Raw genomic sequence first — 26,336 nt, forward strand, 5'->3', positions numbered from 1 at the left:
GATAGGGGGAGTTTTTTTATAGATTTAAAGTAATAAATTTTTAAGTGATGATGGAGGATTCAAAAATGGAAAAAGTAGAAAGTTTTAAATTAGATCATACAAAAGTTAAAGCTCCTTTTGTGAGAAAGTGTAGTGTACTTGATGGAGTTAAAGGAGATAAAATAACTAAATTTGACTTGAGATTTTTACAACCAAATGTAGAAAGCTTTGGAACTGCTGCTATGCATGGTTTAGAACATTTATTAGCAACTTATTTAAGAGAGACATTAGATGGAGTGATAGATTTATCTCCAATGGGGTGCAGAACAGGATTTTATTTAATATTATGGGGAGATATAGATGCTAAAACAGTTAAAGATGGCTTAGAAAAGGCATTAAAGAAAGTAATTGAATCTGATAAAATGCCAGCTGCTACAGCTTTAGAATGTGGAAATTATAGAGACTTATCTTTATTTGGAGCAAAAGAATATGCAAAAGATGTTTTAGATAAAGGATTTTCTCTTAATATATATGGAGAATAATGTAATTGAAAGAGAACGTATAAGCATAAATCAAAGTGAGGTTCTAAGGTATTTACAATATAAAGGACAAGAAATAGATAAAGAACTTAAAGAAACTATTGATGAATGTATAGAAATAGCCAAAAACAAGATAAATCCTAGATATATATCTAGGATTTATCCTATCAAAATAAATAAAGATAAGATTGTAGAACTAGAGGGAACAAATTTAACCTTAAAAAGTAAGGATATATATGAACTTCTAAAAGACTGTGATGAATGTGTAATTATGGCAGCTACTTTGGGAATAGAGGTAGAAAAGGAAATAAAAAGATACTCTTACTCAGACTTAACAAGAGGACTAATAATTGATTCATGTGGAACAACAGCAATAGAAGAAGTATGCGATATTGTTCAAAATGATATAGAAAAGGTTTTTTTAAAACAAAACAAATTTATAACTATGCGATATAGCCCAGGATATGGGGACTTACCAATAGAGAAAAATATAGATATATTAAATGTTTTAAATGCTCAAAAACAAATAGGACTCACAATTACATCAAATGGGATTATGATACCAAGAAAATCAGTAGTAGCTATTATAGGCATTTCTAATTTGAAAATAGATAAATCAAAGAAAGAAAAATCGTGTGAAAATTGTAAAAACTACAGAAATTGTACATATAGAAAAGGAGCGAATTCTTGTGGAAATAAGACAATATCTAAAGGATAATATATTAATATTTGATGGTGCAATGGGAACAATGCTTCAACAAAAGGGGTTAAAAATAGGTGAAAATCCAGAAGTATTTGGTCTTCAAAATCCAGAAAAACTTATAGAGATACATACATCATATTTAGAAGCAGGCTCAAATGTAATTCTTACAAATACTTTTGGGTGTAATGAATTAAAATTAGATAGTGAATATACAGTAGAAAAAGTTATTGACAATGCTATTTTAGTAGCTAGAAAAGCTATAGAAAATGTAGATAACACTAAACCTAGATATGTAGCACTAGATATTGGTCCTATAGGAGAAATGTTAGAGCCTATGGGAACTTTAAGCTTTGACAGAGCATATGAGATATTTAAAAGACAAGTATTACAGGGAGTTAAATCTGGAGCTGATGTAATAGTAATAGAGACTATGATGGATTTATATGAAGCTAAAGCAGCCGTTTTAGCGGCTAAAGAGAATTCTGACTTACCTGTTTTCTGTACTATGACATTTGATGAGAGTGGGAGAAGTTTTACTGGATGTATGCCAGAAAGTATGGTTGCCACAATAGAAGGTCTGGGAGTTGATGCAATAGGAGTAAACTGTTCATTAGGTCCTAAACAGCTTTTGCCAATAGTCAAAAAAATTGTGTCAAGAGCTTCAATACCTGTAATGGTTCAAGCAAATGCAGGTTTACCAAATATAGTTGATGGAGAAGCTATCTATGATGTTGATGCAAAGGAATTTTTTGAGGGAGTCAAAAAATTTGTTGAAGCTGGAGCAACTATAATAGGCGGGTGTTGTGGCACAAATCCAAGCTTTATAAAAGAAATATCTGAAAATATAAGTTCTGTTAAAAAGGGAAGTACCGAAAAGATTGATAAATGTGTAGTTTGTTCGCCCTCAAAATTTGTGGAAGTAGAATCACCTACAGTTGTCGGAGAAAGATTAAATCCAACTGGTAGAAAATCTTTACAAGAAGCTTTAAAAAATGAAAATTTAGATTATGCAATAAATTTGGGGTTGGAACAAGTAAGTGCTGGTGCACAAATATTAGGCGTGAATGTTGGTTTGCCAGAAATAAATGAAAAGAAATTAATGCCAAAGTTGATAAAAGAGATTCAAGCAGTAGTAGATACACCATTACAAGTCGATTCTTCCAATGTAGAGGCTTTAGAACAAGGTCTTAGATATTATAATGGTAGAACAATTGTAAACTCTGTAAACGGCAAAGAAGAGTCCTTAGAAAGCATATTACCAATAGTTAAAAAGTATGGTGCATGTGTGGTTGGTCTTGCATTAGATGAAAAAGGTATACCTAAAAGAGCTGAGGAAAGATTTGAAATAGCAAAAAAAATAGTTGATAGAGCAGTTTCTTATGGAATAAAACCAAAAGATATATTTATAGATTGTTTATCACTAACTGTTTCAGCACAACAAGAGGAAGCAATAGAAACTATAAGAGCCATAACAATGGTTAAGACATTAGGGGTAAAAACTATACTAGGTGTTTCAAATATTTCATTTGGACTTCCAAATAGAAAAGCACTTAATGCTTCTTTTTTAACGTTAGCTTTAGGAGCAGGGCTTGACTTAGCAATTATAAATCCAAACGAATATAGTATGATGGAGGCTATTAATTCTTTTAGAATCTTAAATAATACAGATAAAGGCTGCGTAGATTATATAAATCAATATAGTAATATGAATAATTCAAAACAGTCTGATTCCACTATTAAAGCTAATAAAGACTTATCACTAGATGTTTTAGTTGAAAGGGGATTAAAAGAAGAAGCCAAAAATGAAACGTTGAATCTTTTAAAAGAGAAGGATGAAAATTATATATTAGATAAAATTTTAATTCCAGCTCTTGATAGAGTAGGAAAGAAATATGATAGTGGAGACATCTTTTTACCACAACTTATTCAATCAGCAGAAACAGTGAAAACTGCACTAAATACAATAAAAGAAACCTTAATAAGTAGAAGTAGTGATAATGTATCTAAAGGAAAAATAATAGTTGCTACAGTAAAAGGAGATATTCATGATATTGGAAAAAATATAGTAAAAATAATGCTAGAGAATTATGGATATGAAGTTATAGACTTAGGAAAAGATGTTCCAATTGAGGAAGTAGTAGAGGTTGCTAAAAAAAGAGATATAAAGTTAGTAGGGTTAAGTGCACTTATGACTACAACTGTTCAAAGTATGAAAGATACAATTCAAGCATTAAGAGATAATGAAATAAATGCAAAAGTATTTGTAGGTGGTGCTGTTTTGACAGAAGAATATGCTGAGGAAATGGGAGCTGACTATTATTCAAAGGATGCAAAATCTGCTGTTGAGATAGCAAAGCTAAATTTTTAGCATGTAAATCGAAATAAAGGTTTTACTAAATAGGATATTTTATATATAATATAAATATAAGTTTTAGAAACTTATGTCCAAAATAATAGGAATTAATCTATAATAATGAGATTAATTAATATAAAAAAATATTTATCATCAACATTAAAAAGGGCTGGGAAGTCTGGTATAACTTCCGTCAGCCCTTTTTAGTATAACAACACTTAAAAAGCCCAATTGCCATCTTTAAAAATCTGTATATGTTTTCCATCATGAGTTTCTCCGACAATATCCATATCTGAAGAACCAACCATAAAGTCAACATGTGTTAGACTATCATTTACTCCATACTCATCTAATTCTTCATCTTTCAAATCATTTCCACCATCTAAGCAAGTCTTATATGCAGAACCAATTGCAAAGTGGCAAGAAGCATTTTCATCATATAAAGTATTATAAAAAATAATATTTGTATCAGATATTGGAGAGTTATATGGAACAAGAGCAACCTCTCCTAGATAATGAGAACCCTCATCTGTTTCAATAAGTTTCTTTAATGTTTCTAGTCCCTTTTCAGCAGAGAAATCTACTATTTTACCATCTTTGAAAGTCAAAGAGAAATTATCAATTATATTTCCTCCATAAACAAGGGGTTTAGTACTGTATACAGTTCCATTGACTTTAAACTTGTGTGGCATTCCAAAAATCTCTTCAGTTGGAATGTTAGGATTAAAACTTACTCCGTTAGGGTCTTTAGATGCTCCACTTAACCAAATATGACCTTTTGGTAAATCTAAAGTTAAATCAGTTTTTGAAGATTTATACTTTAAAGTTTTAAAATTACTTTCATTTAAAAAATCCATTTTAGACTTTAGATTTTCATTATGTTCTTTCCATGCTTTTATAGGGTCTTGTCCATCAACTCTTGAACACTTAAATATGGCATCCCATAATTTATCTATTGCTTCATCTTCTGATAAACTTGGAAATACTTTTTTTGCCCAATCTTTTGTTGGTACAGAAACTATGCTCCATTTACATTTATCTGTTAGCGTATAAGAACGCCACTCTTTTAAAGCCTTTCCAGAAGCTTTTTGAAAGTTAGCAACTTTCTCAGGGTCAACATCTTTTAATAAATCAGGGTTTTGAGCATATACTGATAAAAATGCTCCACCTTCTTTAGCTATATCTACATATTGATCTGCTGTCCATTTTGGAAACTCATGAAATGCTTCGTTTGGAGCATATAAATATTTAATGAGAGTACTTTCTTCATCAGACCATTCTATATATACATTTTTAGCTCCACATTTATATGCTTCCCTCAGTGCATTTCTTGCAAAATCAGCACATTCGATTGGTGATTTTATAAGTAAAGTTTGACCTGGCTGTATGTTAACTCCGACCTTAATTGCTAACTCAGCATATTTTTCTAAATTTTTATTGAAATCCATATCTATCCTCCTGTATTTTTAACATTAAATAACTTATAAATATTATATCATTACTTAGATTTTGGGTCATATTTAAAATATTTATACTTAATAGACTGAGAAATAAAAAATATGTATTCTAATTAAAATAGATTGTTTAGATATATAATTGTAACTAAGACGTTATTTTTTGTTGATAATAGTATTAAAGTAGAAATAAAAATACTTTTTTAGTGAAAGGCTATACAAGAATACCGAAAAAAACTTATAATATAATAATGAGATAGATATTTATAATGAAATAAAAAATTTTCTGGCAAAGCTTATATATGTTTAAATATAGTAGTTTATATATTATGAACAGAAGATTTCAGTTAGGAGGGCATAAATGGAGCTTTATGAAGCCATTTTTTATAGAAAATCTGTAAGAAATTTTTCCAGTACAAAACTAAAAAAGCCATTAATGGAAGAAATAAAAAGAAGTTGTAAAAATTTAGAATACTTAAATGAAGATTTAAATATTAAAGCACATGTTGTTGATAGAGGTCATATAATACACTTTTTAATGGGGAAAGAGTGTAAAGTAAAAGCACCTCATTATATAGTAGTCACATCAGATAAGGGAAAAGACTATTTACAAAATATAGGTTTTGCTACTGAAGGTATAGTATTACGTCTTACAACATTAGGAGTAGCTACTTGTTGGCTGGAGTCCACATTAAAAAGAGAAGATATCTTGGAATTTGTAGATATTGGAAACAAAGACCCAAGAGAAGATGAAGAAGACGATTTAGATTATTTAGCTGGAATAAAAACAGAAGAAGATGATGAAAACAAAATAGAAAATCCATATATAATAATAGCTTTTGGATATCCGGCAAAAAATGAAGATTTATTTAGGACAAGATATGCTAGACCTGATAGAAAACCAGTAAAAGATATTATAAATAAAATAAATAGAAATAGAAAATGGAAAGAAATATTAGAATTTACAAGAAGAGCTCCATCTGTGAAAAACTCTCAACCTTGGTATTTTCACAAAGATGAACGAGGTCTTCATCTATTTGAAAAGAAACCTAAGAAACATTATGAATATATGAATAAGGTTAGCTTAGGTGTAGGTTTAAGACATTTTGATATAGCATGTATAAAAAATAAAATAGATGTTTCATATGAAAAACTTCCTATAAAGAATAAAATAGGAAAATCATATTTTATAACTGTAGTTGAACATGTAAAACCAGAAGAAGAAGAAACTCAAGATGAAAATTTAAGTTTGGAAAAAGAAGAATCACAAAATGAATAAAATTTTGAGAGGGGATAGTAGACATGTATAAGTGTGGGAAATGTAATCTTAGAGGCTGTTCAGATGGAGATATGGATAAGCTAATGAAGATATGCCCAACTAGGGAAGTTGAGTTACAAGAAAAAGCAAAAAAACTTTATGAAGAGGAAGAAAATAGAAAAATAGCTTATAATGCTGGATTAATTGAAACAGAGGGATACTGTCAATATACTAGGTTAAAAGAGATTATAGAGTTTGCTAAAAAATGTGACTATAAAAAAATTGGTATAGCATTTTGTATTGGTTTAAAAAGAGAAATGCAAACAGTACAAAAGGTATTTGAACATCATGGATTTGAAGTGTTTTCTGTTATATGTAAAAATGGAGCGATTCCTAAGACTACAGTTGGATTGAAGCCATCACAAACAATATCAAAATGTAAAGATGAAATAATGTGTAATCCAATAGGGCAAGCTTTATTTTTAAATGAGGCTAAAGTTGACCTTAATATAATTCTTGGATTATGTGTTGGTCATGATACATTAGCCATGAAATATATGGAAGCTCCTATAACAACTCTAATTGTCAAAGATAGAGTAACTGGGCATAATCCAGCTGCTGCTATATATAATGCAGAGTCTTATTTTGAAAAAAAATTATTTGATAAAGATGAAGAATAATTCAAAGACTTATTGACATAAAAAGCAATTAGTGGTTTAATTATAAAAAAGATGAAACTTTAAAATATCCTTAAGATACATAAAGTTATATAAATAAAGAAAAAATATTATGACTAAATTCCTTAAACTAGTCCAGAGAGACTAAAGGGTTATAGATAGTGTTAATATATAACCTCTAGTAAATCACCTAGAGGTTTTTGATGAGTATAAAATAAAAAATTTAAATATAATAAAGTCTTTTAAACTAGTCCAGAGAGACTGGGAAAGATATCTCATAGCTAATTAATATCAAAGTTATGTATAGATAAAATCCTTGTGCCTCTTTTGGTGTAAGGATTTTTTTATGAGGATTTAGGCTTTATTAAAAAGGAGATATAAAAATGATAAATGGTAAAGAGAAGCTAATAGTTGCAATTGATACTGACGAATTTGATAAAGCTAAAGAACTAATAGACAAATTGGAAGATAGTGTAGATATATTTAAAGTAGGACTAGAACAATATGTGGCTACAAAAGGAAAGACAATAGACTATTTAAAAGAAAAAGGTAAAAAAATATTTCTAGACCTTAAATTCCATGATATTCCAAATACTATGAAAAGTGCAGTAAGAGCTGCAGTAAGAGATAATGTTTGGTTAATGACAATTCATGTATCAGATATGGAAGGGATGAGACAATGTGCACTAGTTGCTAAAGAAGAAGCAGAGAGATTAAATATAGAAAAACCTTTGGTGGTTGGAGTAACAGTTTTAACTTCATTAAGCAACCAAGACTTACAAGATATAGGATGTAATATGACAACAGAAGAATTGGCTATAAAGAGAGCTAAATTAGCAAAAGAATCAGGAATAGATGGAGTTGTTTGCTCAGCTCAAGAAGTAGATAAGATAGTAGAGGCATGTGGAACTGATTTTATAACAGTTTGCCCAGGGATAAGACCTAAGTCAGCAGAAGTTGGAGACCAAAAAAGAGTTGTTACTCCATCAGATGCAATAAAAAGAGGAGCTCATTATTTAGTTGTTGGAAGACCTATAACAAAAGCAGAAAGTCCAAGAGAATCAGCTATTAATATTGTAAAAGAAATAGAAAATGCTTAGATAAAACATTTGGGAGGTAGCTTATATGAAGGGGAAATTAATTTTAGAAGATGGAACAGTATTTGAAGGAAAAGCATTTGGATATTTAAAGGAAGCTGTTGGTGAAGTTGTGTTTAATACTTCAATGGCAGGATATGGTGAACTACTGACAGATGCAACTTATTATGGACAAATAGTGACAATGACATATCCACTTATAGGGAACTATGGAATAAATTTAGAAGATGTTGAATCAAATAAAGTACAAGTAAAAGGACTTATAGTAAGAGAAAAAAGTGACAACCCAAATAATTTTAGATGTGAAATGGATATAGACACATATCTAAAGCAAAACAAAGTAATTGGACTTGAAGGAATAGATACAAGAGCATTGACTAAGATTATTAGAAATAATGGAACAAAAAAAGGTATTATAACTTTAGAAAATGTATCATTACAAGAAATTCAGTCTAAATTAACAGAGTGTTGTAATAAAGATTCTGTTAAAAGTGTTACAAGAAAAGAAATTGAAAATATTAAAGGGACTGGTGTTAAAGTCGTAGTTGTAGACTTTGGTGTTAAAAATAGTATATTAGACTCACTGAAAGCTTGTAACTGTGACATAATGGTAGTACCAGCAATGACTACTTCAGAAGAAATTTTAAATATAAACCCTGACTTGATATTATTATCTAATGGGCCAGGTAATCCAGAAGATATAAATGATATAGTTGAAAATATAAAGAAATTAGTAGGCAAAAAACCACTAGCAGGAATCGGTTTAGGACATCAAACTTTGGCATTAGCATTAGGTGGAAAAACTTCAAAACTTGCATTTGGACATAGAGGAGGAAATCATCCAGTTAAATGTTTAGAAACAGGAAAAGTATTTATAACTTCTCAAAATCACGGATACAATGTTTCAGAAATGCCAGAAGATACAGAGATAACTCATGTAAATTTAAATGACAATACTATAGAAGGAATGAGACATAAGGAATTACCAATATATAGTGTTCAGTACATTCCAGAATACACAACAAAAGAAGATTTAGATTGTATATTTAATAAATTCTTAGCATTAATATAGATTTAGTATTATTTACAGATAGTAAAAACCATTTAGATAAGGAGAAAAATTTATGCCTAAATTAGATAGTATAAAGAAAACTTTAGTATTAGGGTCAGGTCCAATAATAATAGGTCAAGCGGCAGAATTTGACTATTCAGGAACTCAAGCATGTCAATCTTTAAAAGAAGAAGGAATTGAAGTTGTATTAATAAATAGTAATCCAGCTACAATAATGACTGATAAAGAAGTGGCAGATAAAATATATATAGAACCATTAACAATAGAATTTATAGAAAAAATAATAGAAAAAGAAAGACCAGATAGCTTACTTGCAGGTATGGGTGGACAAACAGGATTAAACTTAGCAGTTGAGCTTTATGAAAAAGGCATACTAGATAAATATGGAGTAAAAATAATAGGTACTTCAGTAGAATCTATTAAAAAAGGTGAAGACAGAGATATATTTAGAGATGTAATGAAAGAAATAAATCAACCTGTAATAGTTAGTGATATAGTTACAGATTTACAAGCAGGTCTTGATTATGCACTTACAATAGGGTATCCAGTAGTTGTAAGACCAGCATATACATTAGGTGGAACTGGTGGAGGTATCGCTGATACTGAGGAAGAATTAAGAGAGATACTTTCACATGGATTGCAATTAAGCCCAGTTGGACAAGTATTAATTGAAAAAAGTATAAAAGGTTGGAAAGAAATAGAATATGAAGTAATAAGAGATTCAAAAGGAAACTGTATAGTTGTATGTAACATGGAAAATATAGACCCAGTTGGAGTTCATACAGGAGATAGTATAGTTGTTGCTCCAACACAAACTCTAAGCAATAAAGAATGTGCGATGCTTAAAAAAGCATCTTTAGATATATTAAATGCAGTAGAAGTTCAAGGTGGATGCAATGTTCAGTTTGCATTAAACCCACATAGTTTTGAATATGCAGTTATAGAGATAAATCCAAGAGTTAGTAGATCATCAGCATTAGCATCAAAAGCTACAGGATATCCAATAGCAAAAGTTTCATCAAAAATAGCTTTAGGATATACTTTGGATGAAATAGAAAATGCAGTAACTAAAAAAACTTATGCTTGTTTTGAGCCAACTATAGACTATGTAGTTGCTAAGATACCAAAATGGCCATTTGATAAATTTAAAAAGGCAAATAGAAAATTAGGAACTAAGATGATGGCAACTGGTGAAATAATGAGTATAGGAAGTAACTTTGAAGCTGCTATTCTTAAGGGAATAAGATCACTAGAAACAGGAAAATATTCATTAGTTCATGCTCCATCAGAAGAGAGAAGTATTGAAGCGTTGAAGAAAAGAGTTGTAGTACCTGATGATGAAAGATTGTTTGATTTAGCTGAAATGATAAGAAGAGGCTATAAAGTAGAAATGATAGAACAAATCACAGGAATAGACAAATGGTTTATAAATAAATTTAAATGGATAGTTGAGCAAGAAGAAAAATTAAAAGTTATGAAGATTGAAGACTTAACTAAAGATTATCTTCTTGAGTTAAAGAAAAAAGGATTCTCTGATAAAGGTATATCTGACTTAATGAAGATAAGCCCAGAAAAATTATACGAATTAAGAAGTCTATATAACATAAAACCAGCATACAAAATGGTTGATACATGTGCAGGAGAAATAGATGCGATATCTCCATATTATTACTCAACTTATGAGCAATATGATGAAGTAGTTGTAAGTGATAAGAAAAAAGTAATAGTGTTAGGCTCTGGACCAATAAGAATAGGTCAAGGTATAGAATTTGACTATTGTTCAGTTCACTGTGTAAAATCTTTGAGAAAGATGGATATAGAAACTATAATCATAAACAATAACCCTGAAACAGTAAGTACAGATTTTGATACATCAGATAAACTATATTTTGAACCATTAACAGAAGAAGAAGTTTTAAGTATAATTGAAAAAGAAAAACCAGAAGGTGTAATACTACAATTTGGAGGACAAACAGCTATAAAACTAGCTAAGTTCTTACATGAGAAAAATATACCTATATTGGGAACTGATTTTGATGATATAGATGCAGCGGAAGATAGAGAAAAATTTGATGATTTATTAGAGAGATTAGATATAAATAGACCAAAAGGAAAAGGTGTATGGTCACTTAATGAAGGTATTGAAGTTGCTAATGAATTAGGTTATCCAGTATTAGTTAGACCATCTTATGTACTTGGTGGTCAAGGTATGGAAATAACTTACAATGAAGAAAAATTATCTCAATACCTACAGGATGCATTTGATAGAGACCATAAGAATCCAGTACTTATAGACAAGTATTTAACTGGTAGAGAAATAGAAGTAGATGCCATATGTGATAAAGAAGATATATTAATACCTGGAATAATGGAACACTTAGAAAGAGCTGGAGTTCACTCTGGAGATAGTACGACAATGTATCCAAGCCAAAATATATCTGATAAGATAAAAGAAAAGATAGTAGAATACACTAAAAAAATAGCTTTAGACCTTAATGTAATTGGTATGGTTAATATACAATTTATAGAATTCCAGAATGAATTATATATAATAGAGGTTAATCCTAGAGCCAGTAGAACAGTACCATATATAAGTAAAGTGAGTGGGGTACCAATAGTTGATTTAGCTACTAAATGTATGTTAGGAGCTAAATTAAAGGATTTAGGATATGGTACAGGAGTTTATAAAGAGCCTAAACTAGTATCAGTAAAAGTGCCAGTATTCTCAATGTCTAAATTAGCTAAAGTTGAAGTAAGTCTTGGACCTGAAATGAAATCTACAGGAGAAGTTTTAGGTGTAGGAGAAAACCTAGAAGAAGCTCTATATAAAGGATTCTTGGCCGCAGGTAGACATATGTCTGACGAAAGAGGAGTAGTACTTGCTACTGTTAATAATAACGATAAAGATGAGTTTATAGCAATAGCAAAAGATATGAAAGAGTTAGGATACACTTTTGTTGCTACAGAAGGTACAGCTAAGAGTCTAAGAGAAAATGGAATAGAAGCTGATATAGTAAATAGAGTTGAAGAGCCTAGACCAAACATACTAGATGCTATAAGAAATAAACAAGTTGATATAGTAATAAATACACCTACTAAAGGTAATGACTCAACAAGAGACGGATTTAAAATGAGAAGAACAGCTATTGAATTTTCTACTGAAATAATGACATCTTTAGATACACTAAAAGCTCTAGTAGAGGTTAAGAAAAAACACCTAAACAAAGATAAGTTAAAAGTTTACAATATAGCTGAATAGAAATTAAGTTGATTGTATAGTTTAAGAATTTAATCATTAAATTAAAAAGAAGAAGTTATTTTTTCTATGAGTTTTTACTTTTGAGATAACTTCTTTTTTTTAAGAAATTTGTAGTATAATAGAAAAAGATAAAAAATAAATGTAAATAAGTATAAAACTAGAATGTAAAAGTGAAAAATAGATATAGATATTTAAAAGATTATATTTAGTTAATGTTCTTTAGTTTGCCTAAAGAGAATTATAGGAGGTACTGTAATATGAAAGCAAGGTTAATATTAGAAGATGGGACAGTTTTTATAGGAAAAGCATTTGGATATTTAGAAGAAAGTGTAGGAGAAGTAGTATTTAACACTTCGATGATAGGATATGGTGAAGTTTTAACAGACCCTTCTTACTATGGTCAAATAGTTACTATGACTTATCCTCTTATAGGAAATTATGGTATAAATTTATCATCAGCAGAATCTGAAAAAGTGCAAGTGAAAGGATTTATAGTAAGAGAAAAAAGTGATTCTCCAAGTAATTTTAGATGTGAGATTGATATAGACCAATATTTAAAGCAAAATAAAGTGATAGGACTAGAAGGAATAGATACAAGAGCTTTAACTAAGATACTTAGAAATAATGGGACAATGAAAGGTATAATTACATTAGAAGATAGCAAGTTAGAAGATGTTAAACATAAATTAGATAAGTTTTCAAATACAGAAGCAGTTAGAACGGTTACAAGAAAAGAAGTAGAGCATATAGAAGGAAATGGACCAAAAGTAGCTGTTATGGATTTTGGAGTTAAAAGAAATATCTTAAGATCATTTATAGCTCGTGGATGTGATATAACAATATTCCCAGCTACAACATCTCCAGAAGATGTATTAAGTATAAACCCTGATTTAATATTTTTATCAAATGGGCCTGGAGACCCAGAGGATTTAGAAGATGTTATAGAAAATATAAAAGCTCTAATTGGTAAAAAGCCTATAGTTGGAATATGCTTAGGGCATCAGCTTTTAGCCCTAGCTCTTGGAGGAAAAACTGCTAAACTTAAATTTGGACATAGAGGTGGAAATCATCCAGTTAAAGATTTAGAAGAGGGAAAAGTATTTATAACTTCTCAAAATCATGGATATTATGTTTCAGAAGTTCCTGAACAAATGAAAGTGACACATATAAATTTAAATGATAATACTGTTGAGGGAATGAGACATGAGAAGCTAGATGTATACAGTGTTCAATACCACCCTGAAGCTTGTCCAGGGCCAAAAGATAATGACTATATTTTCGATAAGTTTTTAGAGTTCGTAAAATAAATAATATCAATATATATAATATATAACTAAAAATAAGACTAACTTAAATCAAAAAAATATTGGTTTAATTAATATAGATATAATAAATAATCTCAAATTTAATATGGAATAAAATAATTAAAATTGATTGTATAGATTATGAAGATAGAAACTGTGAAAATTGTTTAGATAAGGAGAAAGAGTTATGCCTAAATTAGATAGTATAAAGAAAACTTTAGTATTAGGGTCAGGGCCAATAATAATAGGTCAAGCAGCAGAGTTTGACTACTCAGGAACACAGGCCTGCCAAGCATTAAAAGAAGAGGGAATAGAAGTTGTATTAGTAAATAGTAATCCAGCGACGATAATGACTGATAAAGAAATTGCAGATAAAATATATATAGAACCATTAACAATAGAATTTATAGAAAAAATAATAGAAAAAGAAAGACCAGATAGCTTACTTGCAGGTATGGGTGGTCAAACAGGACTAAACTTGGCTGTAGAATTACATGATGCTGGTATACTAGATAAATATAATGTAAAAGTTATAGGTACATCTATAGAGTCTATAAAAAAGGGTGAGGATAGAGATTTATTTAGAGAAGTAATGAAAGAAATAAATCAACCTGTAATAGTTAGTGATATAGTTACAAACCTAGAAGCAGGTCTTGAATTTGCAAGCAAAATAGGATATCCAGTGGTTGTAAGACCAGCATATACACTAGGTGGAACTGGCGGAGGTATAGCTGATACTGAGGAAGAATTAAGAGAGATACTTTCACATGGATTGCAATTAAGTCCAGTAGGTCAAGTTCTTCTTGAAAAGAGTATAAAAGGTTGGAAAGAAATAGAATATGAAGTAATGAGAGATGGGAATGGAAACTGTATAACTGTATGTAACATGGAAAATGTAGACCCAGTTGGAGTTCATACAGGAGATAGTATAGTTGTTGCTCCAAGTCAAACTTTAAGTGATGAAGAATACCAACTACTTAGAAAAGCATCAATAGATATAATAAATGCAATAGAAGTTCAAGGTGGATGTAATGTTCAAATAGCTTTAAATCCACATAGTTTAGAATATGCAATAATAGAAATAAATCCAAGAGTTAGTAGATCATCAGCGCTAGCATCAAAAGCTACAGGATATCCAATAGCAAAAGTGGCAGCTAAGATAGCCTTAGGATATACTTTGGATGAAATAGAAAATGCAGTAACTAAAAAAACTTATGCTTGTTTTGAGCCAACTTTAGATTATGTAGTAGTAAAAATACCAAAATGGCCATTTGATAAATTTAAAAAGGCAAATAGAAAATTAGGAACTAAGATGATGGCAACTGGTGAAATAATGAGTATAGGAAGCAACTTTGAAGCTGCTATTCTTAAGGGAATAAGATCACTAGAAACAGGAAAATATTCATTAGTTCATGCTCCATCAGAAGGTAGAACGTTAGAAGAGCTAAAGAAAAGAGTTGTAGTACCTGATGATGAAAGATTGTTTGATTTAGCTGAAATGATAAGAAGAGGCTATAAAGTAGAAATGATAGAAGAAATCACTGGTGTTGATAAGTGGTTTATAAATAAATTTAAATGGATAGTTGAGCAAGAAGAAAAATTAAAAGGTCTTAAAATAGAAGATTTAGATAAGGAATACTTACATGAATTAAAGAAAAAAGGATTCTCTGATAAAGGTATATCTGACTTAATGAAGATAAGCCCAGAAAAATTATACGAATTAAGAAGTCTATATAATATACAACCAGTTTATAAAATGGTTGATACATGTGGAGGAGAATTTGAAGCTCTATCTCCATATTACTACTCAACTTATGAGCAATATGATGAAGTAGTTGTAAGTGATAAGAGAAAAGTTGTAGTATTAGGTTCTGGACCAATAAGAATAGGTCAAGGTATAGAATTTGACTATTGTTCAGTTCACTGTGTAAAATCTTTAAGAAAAATGGGTATAGAAACTATAATTGTAAACAATAACCCTGAAACAGTAAGTACAGATTTTGATACATCAGATAAACTATATTTTGAACCATTAACAGAAGAAGAAGTTTTAAACATAATTGAAAAAGAAAAACCAGAAGGTGTAATACTACAATTTGGAGGACAAACAGCTATAAAACTAGCTAAGTTCTTACATGAGAAAAAAATACCTATATTGGGAACTGATTTTGATGATATAGATGCAGCAGAAGATAGAGAAAAATTTGACGACTTATTAGAGAGATTAGATATAAATAGACCAAAAGGAAAAGGTGTGTGGACAACTAATGAAGGTATTGAAGTTGCTAATGAATTAGGTTATCCAGTATTAGTTAGACCATCTTATGTACTTGGTGGTCAAGGTATGGAAATAACTTATAACGAGGAAAAATTAACTCAGTATTTAGATGATGCTTTTGCCAGAGACCATAAGAATCCAGTACTTATAGATAAATATCTAACTGGTAGAGAAATAGAAGTAGATGCTATATGTGATAAAGAAGATATATTAATACCTGGAATAATGGAACATTTAGAAAGAGCTGGAGTTCACTCTGGAGATAGTACGACAATGTATCCAAGCCAAAATATATCTGATAAGATAAAAGACAAAATTCTAGAATATACTAAAAAAATAGCTTTAGACCTTAATGTAATTGGTATGGTTAATATACAATTTATAGAATTCCAGAATGAATTATATATAATAGAGGTTAATCCTAGAGCCAGTAGAACAGTACCATATATAAGTAAAGTGAGTGGGGTACCAATAGTTGACTTAGCTACTAAATGTATGTTAGGAGCTAAATTAAAGGATTTAGGATATGGTACAGGAGTTTATAAAGAGCCTAAACTAGTATCAGTAAAAGTGCCAGTATTCTCAATGTCTAAATTAGCTAAAGTTGAAGTAAGTCTTGGACCTGAAATGAAATCTACAGGAGAAGTTTTAGGTGTAGGAGAAAATCTAGAAGAAGCTCTATATAAAGGATTCTTAGCCGCAGGCAGACATATGTCTGACGAAAGAGGAGTAGTACTTGCTACTGTTAATAATAACGATAAAGAAGAGTTTATAGAAATAGCAAAAGATATGAAAGAGTTAGGATACACTTTTGTTGCTACAGAAGGTACAGCTAAGAGTCTAAGAGAGAATGGAATAGAAGCTGATATAGTAAATAGAGTTGAAGAGCCTAGACCAAATATACTAGATGCTATAAGAAATAAACAAGTTGATATAGTAATAAATACACCTACTAAAGGTAATGACTCAACAAGAGACGGATTTAAAATGAGAAGAACAGCTATTGAATTTTCTACTGAAATAATGACATCTTTAGATACATTAAAAGCCTTAGTAGAGGTTAAGAAAAAGCATATAAATAAAGATAAATTAAAAGTTTATAATATAGCAGAATAAAAAACAAACTGATATTTAGATTAATTAAAGGCGTTAGTTCCTAGGAGCTTTCGCCTTTAATTAATACTCGATAATTATTTTCTTATGTGAACTAAAATAAATATCAATCTTGATACTATCAGTCTTTTCTTTAATCATTAGATAGAGGATAAGAGTGGTAGTCATGAATTTCTTCATGTATAAGATTTTCATATTTATCATAATAGTATTTAATTGTAACAACTATTTTATCTCCTTTAGATACATTTCTATAGAGTTTTTTATTTTTAATAGAGTAGACCTCATCTTTATATATGGCATTAACTATAAAAATTTCTGACTCATAATCAAATGTACCCATTACTGGATTATAGTGTTTTGAATCTTCTTTATAGCAGAAGCTTTCAACAGTCATTATATAAGTTCCAAATGAAATCCATTTGGTACCTTTAAATAAATTTACTTTCTCATTAATATATGAAACGCCTGGCGTATCAAGAATTTTTTCTAATAATATTTTTTTCTCCATATACAAAAACTCCTTTCATAGTACCTATTAATATCGTAGTACTTACTCGTATAAATAAAACAAAACTATATTTATTAATGTGACTACATAACATAGTCATTTTCTATTTCTTTCTTTAATCTATTAATTATAATGCTTAAAATTATCAATATAACTACTACAATTATCAAAGCTATAATCAACCAAGGTGGAACTATGTGACCAAAACCTCTATTGGCTGTAAATGCAGCAGCTGCAACAAGCCATCCAAATAAATTTAAAAATAAGAGCCTTGAATTTGATAATCTTCGCAATAAAACTTTTTTAGGTTCTATTTTTTGTTTAAACATTGAGCGTAATTCTACTGACATCTCACCATCACCATCAAATCTTTCAATTGCCTTATTTTGTGCTTCATCTATTTTATATCCATTTTCAATAAATTCATTTGCAGATGTTGTTAGATGTTCTCTTAGCTCTTCTTTTAAATCTTGAATTTCTTTGTTATTTTCACTCTTATATAGTGTTTCTAAATACTCTTCTATTATTTTCATAAATCTAATCCCCCTTCTTTAGAAACTTGTTCATAATATCTTGTATAAAGTACCACTCTTGAATTTTTACTTCTAAGTTGTCCTTTCCATCATCTGTTATATTGTAATACTTTCTCCTGCTTCCTACGCCTTGGTCATTTCCCCAATAAGATTTTATCAAGCCCTTAGATTCTAATCTTTTAAGAGACACATAGAGTGTACTTTCTTTTAATTCAAATGTAGTTTCATCTCTAACTACTTTTGCTATTTCATATCCATATGAATCTCCTTTGCTTAGTATTGATAATATTAAAGTATCAATATGACCTTTAAGCACTTCTTTGTTTAAGTCCATAAATTCACCTACTTTATTTTATCATATACCTCGTAATATAAGGTATATAGATATATAATAAAACATTTCATATTATTTTCCAAGTCTAAACTATAAAATTTTAATTATTATTTAAAAAGGGCATTCCATTTATGATTTAAAAATCATTTGGAAACGCCCTTTTTATAATACCTGATTATACTAGACATCTTAAATCAATTTCTCTCTTTTTAACCTGTATCTGAATTTCGGTTAGAAGTTCATCTTCATTGTTTGTAGATAGAGGGTCTATTATAGGTATCTCATATATATAATTTTCAATAGGTATCCTTTTATAATCAACATAATCAACTAACTTTTTAAAAGCAGTATAATTTTCTCTGTAAGAGCCTTTATATGTCATACAAATAAAATCACCAGCTGAAATTTCAGATATATATTTTTGAGACTTAGCATCAAATAAATCTCTTTCAACATTTACAAAGCTATTTTCATAGATGACTTTATCTTCCTTTAAGAATTTATCTATAGATACAAGACCACTTACTCCACCATAAAACACAGAGATATTATCTTCTAGTATATTTGCTATTTGTCTTCTGGAAAGCTCCATAGTTTCTTCATTACTTAAACCTTCTTCATATTCTATGGATAAAATACTTCTTCTTGGAATATGTTTTCTTACTATTTTACCTACTTCATCTACTCTCATACCTTTTTCCATTGTTTCTTTTTTTGTACTTAATACTTTTTTTATAAGTTCTAATTCTTTAATTTTTTCATCTACGATATTAATCTTATTGGTTAATAATTTTAGAATTTCTTCATTGTTTTCATCTAATTTTTCTTTGATTTCTTTTAATGGCATACCTAGATACTTTAAGTATTTTATAATATCCAATTGTGAAAATTGGTCAATTGAGTAATATCTGTAATTGCTTTCTTGGTCAACATGAACAGGTTTAAATAAATCTATTTGGTCATAGTATCTTAGCGTTTGTATGCTTATTTTGTGAAGTTTTGACATTTCGCCTATTGAAAACTTTTTACTCATATAATCACCTCATTTGAGATTTAGAATATATTCCATGGATATTTATCAGGTGGAGTACATATAAATTCCATTTTTTCTTTTGTTGTTGGATGGCAAATTTCTATTTTATTAGACCAAAGAGAAATCTGTTGTCCAATTTTATTTACTTCTTGGCCATATCTTTGGTCTCCATATAATGGGTGTTTTCTAGTTGCAAATTGAACTCTTATCTGATGAGAACGACCAGTTTTTAAGTTTACTTGAACTAAGCTTAGATTTTCTTTAAAACCCAAAACTTTGTAACTAAGTTCAGCTTCTTTAGCATCCTTATGGTTTTTTTTCACAACACTCACCATATTTGTTTTTTTATTTTTATATAAAAAATCTTTTAATATGTCTGAATCGGATTTCATTTTACCATGAACAACTGCCATATAGGTTTTTTTGAATGTCTTATTTCTTACTTGTTCAGACAATCTTGAGGCAGCTTTTGATGTTTTGGCAAAAACCATGACTCCACCCACTGGTCTATCCAGTCTATGTACCAAACCAATATATACATTTCCAGGTTTATTGTACTTTGTTTTGATATAGTCTTTTAAAAGATTTACCATGTCCTTATCATTGGTATCATCTCCTTGAGATAATACATTTACAGGTTTATCTACAACTAATAAATGGTTATCTTCATATATGACTTTTATCATTATTTTTTCTCCCATCTTCCAAATATACCACAAGGAAGTATTTTACCATCCCTAGAAGCTGGTATTCCTAATTCTCCACCATAGATTTCGCCATTGTTTGCCTTTTTACCTATTGTTGTAGACAGTACATTTTCTAGAACTATTGGAGAAAATCCTGTTGTATAAGAATTAATTAGAAAGAATAAAGGATTATCAGATAAAACACCCATACATAAATCCACAAAGCTATATAATTTTTCTTCTATTTGCCATACTTCTCCTTTAGGTCCTCTCCCATAAGAAGGAGGGTCCATTATTATTGCATCATATTTCTTACCTCTTCTTATTTCCCTTTCAACAAACTTTACAACATCATCTACTATAAATCTTACTGTTTGATTTTTAAGTCCTGATAACTCTATATTTTCTTTTGCCCAGTTGACCATACCTTTTGCAGCATCAACATGACATACTTCTGCACCAGCGGATGCACATGCTACTGTAGCTCCTCCTGTATATGCAAAAAGATTTAATACTTTTATAGGTCTGTCAGCTTTTTTGATTTTATCCATCATCCAGTCCCAATTGGCTGCTTGTTCTGGGAATAATCCAGTATGTTTAAATCCAGTTGGTTTAATGTGAAATTTTAAGTTTTTGTAATTTATAGTCCATTGTTCTGGATATCTTTTTTTGTGTTCCCACTGACCTCCACCTTTATTACTTCTATGATAATGTCCGTGAGGGTTTTTCCATAGAGCCCATTCAGACTCCATTGGCCATACAACCTGTGGGTCTGGTCTTCTAAGTACATACTTACCCCAACGCTCTAATTTTTCTCCATTTCCCATATCTATAAGTTCATAATCTTTCCATTTATCTGCTAATAATAACATATCTTTCCTCCTATAAAATAACTCTCAATCCTATGTATTATACCACAAAATCAGTCATTTTTTGCTGTTTTAGATACTTTCTATTCTTTACATTTATTGTTAACATTATTACTCTTTTAAACATATTATATAGTATCTGATTTTTTTAATAAGAGGAGGAGAGTTTTAATGGAAAATTATCAAGCTACAAATACTTGTACATATAACATATTATATGTGCAGTTTAATGAAGATTTTGGCAGAAGCAAATACTTTTCATATGATGTAAAATATCCTATTCTGTACAATATTAGAAATCAATCCACCTATGTAAATCCGCCTATTTTAAACAACATAAATTCTGCTGTAAAGATGACTGTAAATAATTTTAAGCTTGGGTTGCAAGAAGAAGAACAAGAATATAATAATGCAGCTTCTCAAAATTCACTTCCAAAACAAAGTTACTGGGTTTCTACTAATTATGCAGTTACTTTCAGTAAAAACTATGTACTAAGTATGATATTAAATCTTATGGGATTTGCTAGTAGTTCTGGACCTAAGTACAATACATTAAATAATTACAATATAGACTTAACAAATGGAAAAGAACTTTTACTAGGTGATATTTTTAGAGATGGAGTTGACTATATAAACATAATAACTGATTATATAAAAGCTGAAATTAATGAAAACAGAGAAATGTATTACTCTAATGTAGAGTTAGTTATACCTGAAGATCAGGCATTTTATATTACAGATGATGGGATTGTTATCTATTTTGGTGTAGATGAGATAGCACCTGAAAGCTTTGGAATCCCTAAATTCAAGATAAGATTTTCTGATTTTGGAAATTTTATAAATCAACGTTTCTATTGTATCTCTCCAGACATATATGTTCAATCAAGAGGAAGAACTAAGCATTTTATGGTATAAAAATATAGATAATTCTGAGCCCTATTTTAGTATATCAAGATTTATGCTGGAGTAGGGTTAAGATTTATCTATCTTAAAAACATAATTTAAACAGTACTATTTGTATATGTTAGTTATATAGACTCAGACCTACTGATAAACATTTATATAGTACAATTAATTTGTATTAAAAGTTTTAACTTTTGACTCAACAAGAAGATTATATTATTATATATATTTAAGTTGTTATTTTTTTTTATACATTTGCTGATAAGCAGAATTTTTATTGATTACTTCTACCTTTAAATTGGGATTACTTACTACTTCATACAAAAAAAGTTTTCCTAATTTTAACCTGATGTTCATCTCCAACCTGTTCCATTCATAGCCTTTGAACAATTCTTTTAATAAAAAAACTTCTCCGCAATGGATGTTTTTTAACTCATCTATTGCATCATTTAACAGACTATTCATATTATTTCCTCCAATTTGTATAATTTCATTAACTTCATTATATTGTTAATTTTTGACATAGTCAAACAAATTATAAAGGAATTATAATGGTGTCAAAAGTTAACAGTATTGACACCAAAAATTCGTTTTAGTAAAATGTATAAAGACAAGTAGATACAGATATCTACAAATTCCTGCATTAAATATTTACGTTAGGAAGTGATTATTATTATATATGGATATTGCCGTGTCAGTACAAAGAACCAGACAGATAACAATAGTTTGTATCAACAACAGCAAGAGATATTAAGCAAGTATAACAATGCTAAAATAATAAAAGAAACTTATACAGGGACTACCACAAATAGACCTAAATTTGAAAAAATTATATCTTCTTTAAAGAAGGGAGATTTACTTGTTGCGACTAAACTTGATAGGCTAGCTAGAAGTACATCAGATGGGATACAACTGATAGAGGGTTTATTTGCTAAAGAAGTTAGTGTCCATATTTTAAATATAGGTCTCCTAGAAAATACTTCAATGGGGAAATTCTTTTTAACTACATTACTTGCAGTTGCAGAACTTGAAAGAAATATGATAATAGAACGAACTCAGTTGGGAAAAGAATTTGCTAGAAAGAAAAAAGATTTTAAGGATGGTAGACCAAAGAAATATAGTAATCAGCAGATACAATACGCATTGGGATTATTAAATTCTAAGCCTTATAGAGAGGTTGTGAAGATGACTGGTATCTCTAAAAGCACACTTATTCGTGCGAAGAAATCAATTTAATGAGATTTTACTTATAAAAAATTAGAGGTATAAATAAATTGGATTATTTGAATATATTTATGCCTCTAATTAATTTTATTTACAGATGTTAAATTATAGTAATGTATAATTACTATAGACTTTTGATGAGAAAATGACAATAAAAGAATTTATACAGAGAACAAAAAATTGATGCTTTATGTATTGAATCAAATTTAATATAAAAAGAGATATGTCTTAAAACAAGCTTATTTTAAGACATATCTCTTTTTATGTTAAATTTTTTAAACATTGTAAAAAAAATATCAAAAACATATTGACTCTATAGTTACTATAGAGTTTATAATTAAAACTATAAAAAAGCAAAATAAGTGTCAGATTTTTAGAAATTATAACAAATATAAAAGTATACTTAAAAAGTTTGTATTAATTAAAGCTGAATTGGTGAAATTTGGCAGGGAAAACGTTGTATAAATAGGTCAAAATAGGAGGAATTAAAATGAGTAATAATATTAATCAAGATTTGGAGACAAAAATAATACATTGGGGACATAGTGCAGACCCAACAACAGGTGCATTAGCTACTCCAATATATCAAACAGCAACATTTGCTGCAAAGACAGTAGAGCATTTTGAAGAGTTATGTATGACATGGGGGTATGTATATACAAGAGAGTGTAATCCGACACTTACAGAGCTAGAGGCTAAATTAGCTATGCTTGAAAATGCAGAAAGTGCTATTTCTAGTACATCAGGTATGGGAGCAATAACATCTACTATATTAGCATTAGTAAAAAGTGGAGACCATATAGTTAGTTCTGATGGAATATTCTCACATACTAAATTATTTATGTCTGAGTTGTTAGCCAAATTTGGCGTTGAAGTTACATTTGTAGATGCAGTAAACCCACAAAATGTAAAAGATGCAATGAAATCAAATACTAAGATAGTTTATATAGAAAGTCCATTAAATCCATCATTAGATTTAGTAGATATAAAAACAATAGCAGAAATTGCTCACGAAAATAAGAGTTTAGCTATTGTTGACAGCACTTTTGGTACTCCAATTATACAAAGACCAATAGACTTAGGTGCAGACTTAGTAATACATAGTCTTACTAAGTTTATAAATGGACATGGAGATACTTTAGGGGGAGCAGTAGCAGGTTCAAAGGAATTAATAGATTTAGTTAGATGGCCAAGTTTATGTTGTTTTACAGGAGCATCTTTACCACCAATGAGTGCATGGATGATTTTAAGAGGTATGAAAACGTTAGACATGAGAATGAAAAAACACTGTGAAAATGGATTGGCAGTAGCAGAGTTTTTAGAGCAAGAAGAAAATGTAGAACTGGTAAAATATCCAGCACTAAAAACTCATCCTCAGTATGAACTTTGTAAAACTCAAATGAATGGTTTAGGTGGAGGAGTAGTTTCATTTAAACTTAAAGATGGAATAAATGGATTAACAAGAGACCAAGCTAGTAGAAAATTAATGAACTCTTTAGAACTTGCAACAATAGCAACAAGCTTAGGAGAAGAACATACATTAGTTCAAATGAATGGAGAAAATCTAATAAGAATAGCAGTAGGACTAGAGTCTGCAAATGATATAATAAATGACTTTAAACAAGCTATAGAAAAATTAAAATAAAGTTATATAAATAAAACTAGAAAATTAAAATCTTAAGGAGACAAAATCATGGAAAACAAAAGTAATGTTAAGAGATTTTTGGTAATATTCATATTGGCATTTGGGACAACAGCTATGTATAGTTTACCATATATGAAGTCATCATTTTATGATCCAATGCAACAAGCATTAGCATTGAGTCATACGCAAATAGGGAACTTATTGAGTTTATATGGATTAGTAGGAATGGTATCTTATTTTATAGGTGGATGGTTTGCTGATAGATTTTCAGTTAGAAAACTGATAACTTTTTCTTTAATTGCTTCAGGAGCATTAGGGTTTTACTTCTCAACATTTCCATCATACAACATGATTCTTTTAATATTTGTATTATGGGGATTTACAACAATATTAACATTCTTCTCAGCTTCTGTTAAGGTTGTTAGAATGCAAGGTAGTGAATCAGAGCAAGGAAGAATATTTGGATTTTATGAAGGTTTATCAGGGGTATCAGGTACATTAATTTCTTTTATAGGTCTTTACTTTTTTGGAAAATTTGCTGAAATAACTATTGGATTTAAATATGTAGTATGGTTATATTCTGCAGCATCTATAATATGTGGTATACTTTTATTCTTCTTAGTAGAAGAAAAGAAAGATACTGGAGCATCAGATGAAGGATTAAGCATTAAATCATTACTAAAAGTAGTTACAATGCCAAAAGCTTGGCTGATTGGTCTTATAATATTTTCAACTTACTTAGTATTTTCAAGTTTAACTTATTTAAGTCCATACTTATCAGAAGTTTATGTAATGCCAATGACTTTAGTTTCAGCTTTATCAATAATTAGAACTTATGTTATAAAAATGGGAGCATCTCCTATTGCAGGTGTTATAACAGATAAAGTTGGTTCATCTATAAGAGTAATGTTTGTAGGATTTATATTAATGACAATAAGTACAGCAGCTTACTTAGTAATCCCTAAGAGTGCAGCACTTATATGGATAGCTGTAATAAATATGATAATACTAAGTGTAATCTTATTTGGATTTAGAGGTATATACTTTGCATCTGTTTCAGAGTCTAATATATCTTTAGAAACTACAGGAGCAGTAGTTGGATTCGCTTCATTTATAGGATTTTCTCCAGATGCATTTTACTATACAGTTGCAGGTAACTGGTTAGATAAATATGGACAAACAGGATATACGTATATATTTATTCTATCTGTAGTGTGTGCAGTTATAGGTATATTTGCCACTTATGCTTTAAATAAAATAAATAAAAAAGAAAATAAAAACTTGAATAATAAAATCGCTTAAATACTTATAATTATTTATATAACTCTACCTATTTTTTTAAAATGGGTAGAGTTGTTCATGTTTAAAATAATAATAGTTTTAGTTTAGAGATTTCATGATTATAAAATAAATTTATAACATGTGGTATAAAGTAAGTTTAATTAAAAAATAACAGTAACTATTTAAATATTAAAATAGAAAATTAAGACAATAATAAGAATATGGAGAGTA

Annotated in this window: 22 protein-coding genes; 14 read left to right on the forward strand and 8 right to left on the reverse strand. The window is 29.4% G+C overall.

The genetic code is table 11. From position 1 onward, the window contains the following. The first annotated feature begins 65 nt into the window (after positions 1-65). Genes IC213_RS14760 through IC213_RS14770 form a run of 3 tightly spaced genes read left to right on the forward strand, consistent with a single transcriptional unit; the run spans position 66 to position 3,589 of the window. Positions 66-521: an S-ribosylhomocysteine lyase gene (locus IC213_RS14760; protein ID WP_227436419.1), complete on the forward strand. Its 456-nt coding sequence runs from the start codon at positions 66-68 to the stop codon at positions 519-521. After that, the gene (locus tag IC213_RS14765) at positions 511-1,236 is read left to right on the forward strand and encodes a vitamin B12 dependent-methionine synthase activation domain-containing protein (protein ID WP_227436417.1); all 726 of its coding nucleotides are present in this window, start codon (positions 511-513) and stop codon (positions 1,234-1,236) included. The genes IC213_RS14760 and IC213_RS14765 overlap by 11 nt, the downstream gene beginning before the upstream one ends. Next, positions 1,208-3,589, forward strand: coding sequence for a homocysteine S-methyltransferase family protein (locus IC213_RS14770; protein WP_227436415.1), 2,382 nt, complete (start codon positions 1,208-1,210; stop codon positions 3,587-3,589). Before IC213_RS14765 ends, IC213_RS14770 begins: the two co-directional genes overlap by 29 nt. Positions 3,590-3,792: 203 nt before the next feature. On the opposite strand, the gene IC213_RS14775 is transcribed toward IC213_RS14770, so the two are convergent. Next, on the reverse strand, positions 3,793-5,022 hold the full coding sequence (locus IC213_RS14775) for an aminopeptidase (RefSeq protein ID WP_227483285.1): 1,230 nt from the start codon (positions 5,020-5,022) through the stop codon (positions 3,793-3,795). Between the two features lie 367 nt (positions 5,023-5,389). Between IC213_RS14775 and IC213_RS14780 the strand changes: the two genes are divergently transcribed. The 7 genes from IC213_RS14780 (at position 5,390) to carB (IC213_RS14810) (ending at position 17,089) form a co-directional block, all read left to right on the forward strand. Next, positions 5,390-6,307: a nitroreductase family protein gene (locus tag IC213_RS14780; RefSeq protein WP_227863209.1), complete on the forward strand. Its 918-nt coding sequence runs from the start codon at positions 5,390-5,392 to the stop codon at positions 6,305-6,307. 23 nt (positions 6,308-6,330) lie between these two features. Further along, positions 6,331-6,966 carry a DUF1847 domain-containing protein gene (locus tag IC213_RS14785; RefSeq protein WP_227436409.1) on the forward strand — a complete coding sequence of 212 codons (636 nt, stop codon included), beginning with the start codon at positions 6,331-6,333 and terminating at the stop codon, positions 6,964-6,966. Positions 6,967-7,346: 380 nt separating this feature from the next. Next, the gene (pyrF, locus tag IC213_RS14790; RefSeq protein ID WP_227436407.1) at positions 7,347-8,063 is read left to right on the forward strand and encodes an orotidine-5'-phosphate decarboxylase; all 717 of its coding nucleotides are present in this window, start codon (positions 7,347-7,349) and stop codon (positions 8,061-8,063) included. Between the two features lie 25 nt (positions 8,064-8,088). After that, a complete protein-coding gene (gene carA / locus IC213_RS14795) occupies positions 8,089-9,132 on the forward strand; it encodes a glutamine-hydrolyzing carbamoyl-phosphate synthase small subunit (RefSeq protein ID WP_227845260.1) in 1,044 nt (347 codons plus the stop codon). A 52-nt stretch (positions 9,133-9,184) separates the two neighbouring features. Continuing rightward, complete coding sequence (gene carB / locus IC213_RS14800) at positions 9,185-12,391, forward strand: carbamoyl-phosphate synthase large subunit (RefSeq protein WP_227863210.1); 3,207 nt, start codon at positions 9,185-9,187, stop codon at positions 12,389-12,391. A gap of 257 nt (positions 12,392-12,648) precedes the next feature. Then, the gene (gene carA / locus IC213_RS14805) at positions 12,649-13,698 is read left to right on the forward strand and encodes a glutamine-hydrolyzing carbamoyl-phosphate synthase small subunit (RefSeq protein ID WP_227436401.1); all 1,050 of its coding nucleotides are present in this window, start codon (positions 12,649-12,651) and stop codon (positions 13,696-13,698) included. A gap of 184 nt (positions 13,699-13,882) precedes the next feature. After that, complete coding sequence (gene carB / locus IC213_RS14810; RefSeq protein WP_227825050.1) at positions 13,883-17,089, forward strand: carbamoyl-phosphate synthase large subunit; 3,207 nt, start codon at positions 13,883-13,885, stop codon at positions 17,087-17,089. A 130-nt stretch (positions 17,090-17,219) separates the two neighbouring features. Here carB (IC213_RS14810) and IC213_RS14815 read toward each other — a convergent pair whose 3' ends face one another. From IC213_RS14815 to IC213_RS14840, 6 genes are all read right to left on the reverse strand, one after another. Beyond that, positions 17,220-17,597, reverse strand: coding sequence for a DNA polymerase III subunit delta (locus tag IC213_RS14815; protein WP_227437582.1), 378 nt, complete (start codon positions 17,595-17,597; stop codon positions 17,220-17,222). Positions 17,598-17,680: 83 nt separating this feature from the next. After that, a complete protein-coding gene (locus IC213_RS14820) occupies positions 17,681-18,130 on the reverse strand; it encodes a permease prefix domain 1-containing protein (protein ID WP_227825049.1) in 450 nt (149 codons plus the stop codon). Positions 18,131-18,134: 4 nt separating this feature from the next. Further along, positions 18,135-18,464 (reverse strand): PadR family transcriptional regulator, encoded by a 330-nt coding sequence (locus IC213_RS14825; protein WP_227437578.1) that lies wholly within the window; start codon positions 18,462-18,464, stop codon positions 18,135-18,137. 175 nt (positions 18,465-18,639) lie between these two features. Next, a complete protein-coding gene (locus IC213_RS14830; RefSeq protein ID WP_227437576.1) occupies positions 18,640-19,497 on the reverse strand; it encodes a MerR family transcriptional regulator in 858 nt (285 codons plus the stop codon). Between the two features lie 20 nt (positions 19,498-19,517). Beyond that, entirely contained in the window at positions 19,518-20,183 is a 666-nt protein-coding gene (locus IC213_RS14835; protein WP_227437575.1) for an RluA family pseudouridine synthase, read from the reverse strand. After that, positions 20,183-21,055 carry a class I SAM-dependent methyltransferase gene (locus IC213_RS14840; protein WP_227437573.1) on the reverse strand — a complete coding sequence of 291 codons (873 nt, stop codon included), beginning with the start codon at positions 21,053-21,055 and terminating at the stop codon, positions 20,183-20,185. Before IC213_RS14840 ends, IC213_RS14835 begins: the two co-directional genes overlap by 1 nt. Positions 21,056-21,223: 168 nt before the next feature. Here IC213_RS14840 and IC213_RS14845 point away from each other — a divergent pair, with 168 nt between their 5' ends. Continuing rightward, complete coding sequence (locus IC213_RS14845; RefSeq protein WP_227825047.1) at positions 21,224-21,967, forward strand: RsiV family protein; 744 nt, start codon at positions 21,224-21,226, stop codon at positions 21,965-21,967. A gap of 225 nt (positions 21,968-22,192) precedes the next feature. On the opposite strand, the gene IC213_RS14850 is transcribed toward IC213_RS14845, so the two are convergent. After that, positions 22,193-22,420 carry a single-stranded DNA-binding protein gene (locus IC213_RS14850; protein WP_227437569.1) on the reverse strand — a complete coding sequence of 76 codons (228 nt, stop codon included), beginning with the start codon at positions 22,418-22,420 and terminating at the stop codon, positions 22,193-22,195. 201 nt (positions 22,421-22,621) lie between these two features. Between IC213_RS14850 and IC213_RS14855 the strand changes: the two genes are divergently transcribed. From IC213_RS14855 to IC213_RS14865, 3 genes are all read left to right on the forward strand, one after another. Further along, a complete protein-coding gene (locus tag IC213_RS14855) occupies positions 22,622-23,191 on the forward strand; it encodes a recombinase family protein (protein WP_227483333.1) in 570 nt (189 codons plus the stop codon). Positions 23,192-23,669: 478 nt separating this feature from the next. Next, entirely contained in the window at positions 23,670-24,824 is a 1,155-nt protein-coding gene (locus IC213_RS14860) for an aminotransferase class I/II-fold pyridoxal phosphate-dependent enzyme (RefSeq protein WP_227863211.1), read from the forward strand. A gap of 48 nt (positions 24,825-24,872) precedes the next feature. Next, positions 24,873-26,126 (forward strand): MFS transporter, encoded by a 1,254-nt coding sequence (locus IC213_RS14865; RefSeq protein ID WP_227437565.1) that lies wholly within the window; start codon positions 24,873-24,875, stop codon positions 26,124-26,126. The last annotated feature ends 210 nt before the right edge of the window (positions 26,127-26,336 follow it).

It is taken from the genome of Clostridioides sp. ES-S-0049-02, from assembly GCF_020658465.1.
In the GTDB taxonomy this organism is placed as follows: Bacteria; Bacillota; Clostridia; order Peptostreptococcales; family Peptostreptococcaceae; genus Clostridioides.

Coding starts and splice junctions, on each gene's coding strand:
- IC213_RS14835 (WP_227437575.1), bottom strand. CDS start 20,183: ATGATAAAAGTCATATATGAAGATAACCATTTATTAGTTGTAGATAAA.
- IC213_RS14825 (WP_227437578.1), bottom strand. CDS start 18,464: ATGGACTTAAACAAAGAAGTGCTTAAAGGTCATATTGATACTTTAATA.
- IC213_RS14815 (WP_227437582.1), bottom strand. CDS start 17,597: ATGGAGAAAAAAATATTATTAGAAAAAATTCTTGATACGCCAGGCGTT.
- carB (WP_227825050.1), top strand. CDS start 13,883: ATGCCTAAATTAGATAGTATAAAGAAAACTTTAGTATTAGGGTCAGGG.
- IC213_RS14840 (WP_227437573.1), bottom strand. CDS start 21,055: ATGTTATTATTAGCAGATAAATGGAAAGATTATGAACTTATAGATATG.
- IC213_RS14820 (WP_227825049.1), bottom strand. CDS start 18,130: ATGAAAATAATAGAAGAGTATTTAGAAACACTATATAAGAGTGAAAAT.
- IC213_RS14850 (WP_227437569.1), bottom strand. CDS start 22,420: ATGAATAGTCTGTTAAATGATGCAATAGATGAGTTAAAAAACATCCAT.
- IC213_RS14785 (WP_227436409.1), top strand. CDS start 6,331: ATGTATAAGTGTGGGAAATGTAATCTTAGAGGCTGTTCAGATGGAGAT.
- IC213_RS14765 (WP_227436417.1), top strand. CDS start 511: ATGGAGAATAATGTAATTGAAAGAGAACGTATAAGCATAAATCAAAGT.
- IC213_RS14780 (WP_227863209.1), top strand. CDS start 5,390: ATGGAGCTTTATGAAGCCATTTTTTATAGAAAATCTGTAAGAAATTTT.
- IC213_RS14830 (WP_227437576.1), bottom strand. CDS start 19,497: ATGAGTAAAAAGTTTTCAATAGGCGAAATGTCAAAACTTCACAAAATA.
- carA (WP_227436401.1), top strand. CDS start 12,649: ATGAAAGCAAGGTTAATATTAGAAGATGGGACAGTTTTTATAGGAAAA.
- IC213_RS14845 (WP_227825047.1), top strand. CDS start 21,224: ATGGAAAATTATCAAGCTACAAATACTTGTACATATAACATATTATAT.
- IC213_RS14860 (WP_227863211.1), top strand. CDS start 23,670: ATGAGTAATAATATTAATCAAGATTTGGAGACAAAAATAATACATTGG.
- pyrF (WP_227436407.1), top strand. CDS start 7,347: ATGATAAATGGTAAAGAGAAGCTAATAGTTGCAATTGATACTGACGAA.
- IC213_RS14760 (WP_227436419.1), top strand. CDS start 66: ATGGAAAAAGTAGAAAGTTTTAAATTAGATCATACAAAAGTTAAAGCT.
- IC213_RS14775 (WP_227483285.1), bottom strand. CDS start 5,022: ATGGATTTCAATAAAAATTTAGAAAAATATGCTGAGTTAGCAATTAAG.
- IC213_RS14865 (WP_227437565.1), top strand. CDS start 24,873: ATGGAAAACAAAAGTAATGTTAAGAGATTTTTGGTAATATTCATATTG.
- carB (WP_227863210.1), top strand. CDS start 9,185: ATGCCTAAATTAGATAGTATAAAGAAAACTTTAGTATTAGGGTCAGGT.
- carA (WP_227845260.1), top strand. CDS start 8,089: ATGAAGGGGAAATTAATTTTAGAAGATGGAACAGTATTTGAAGGAAAA.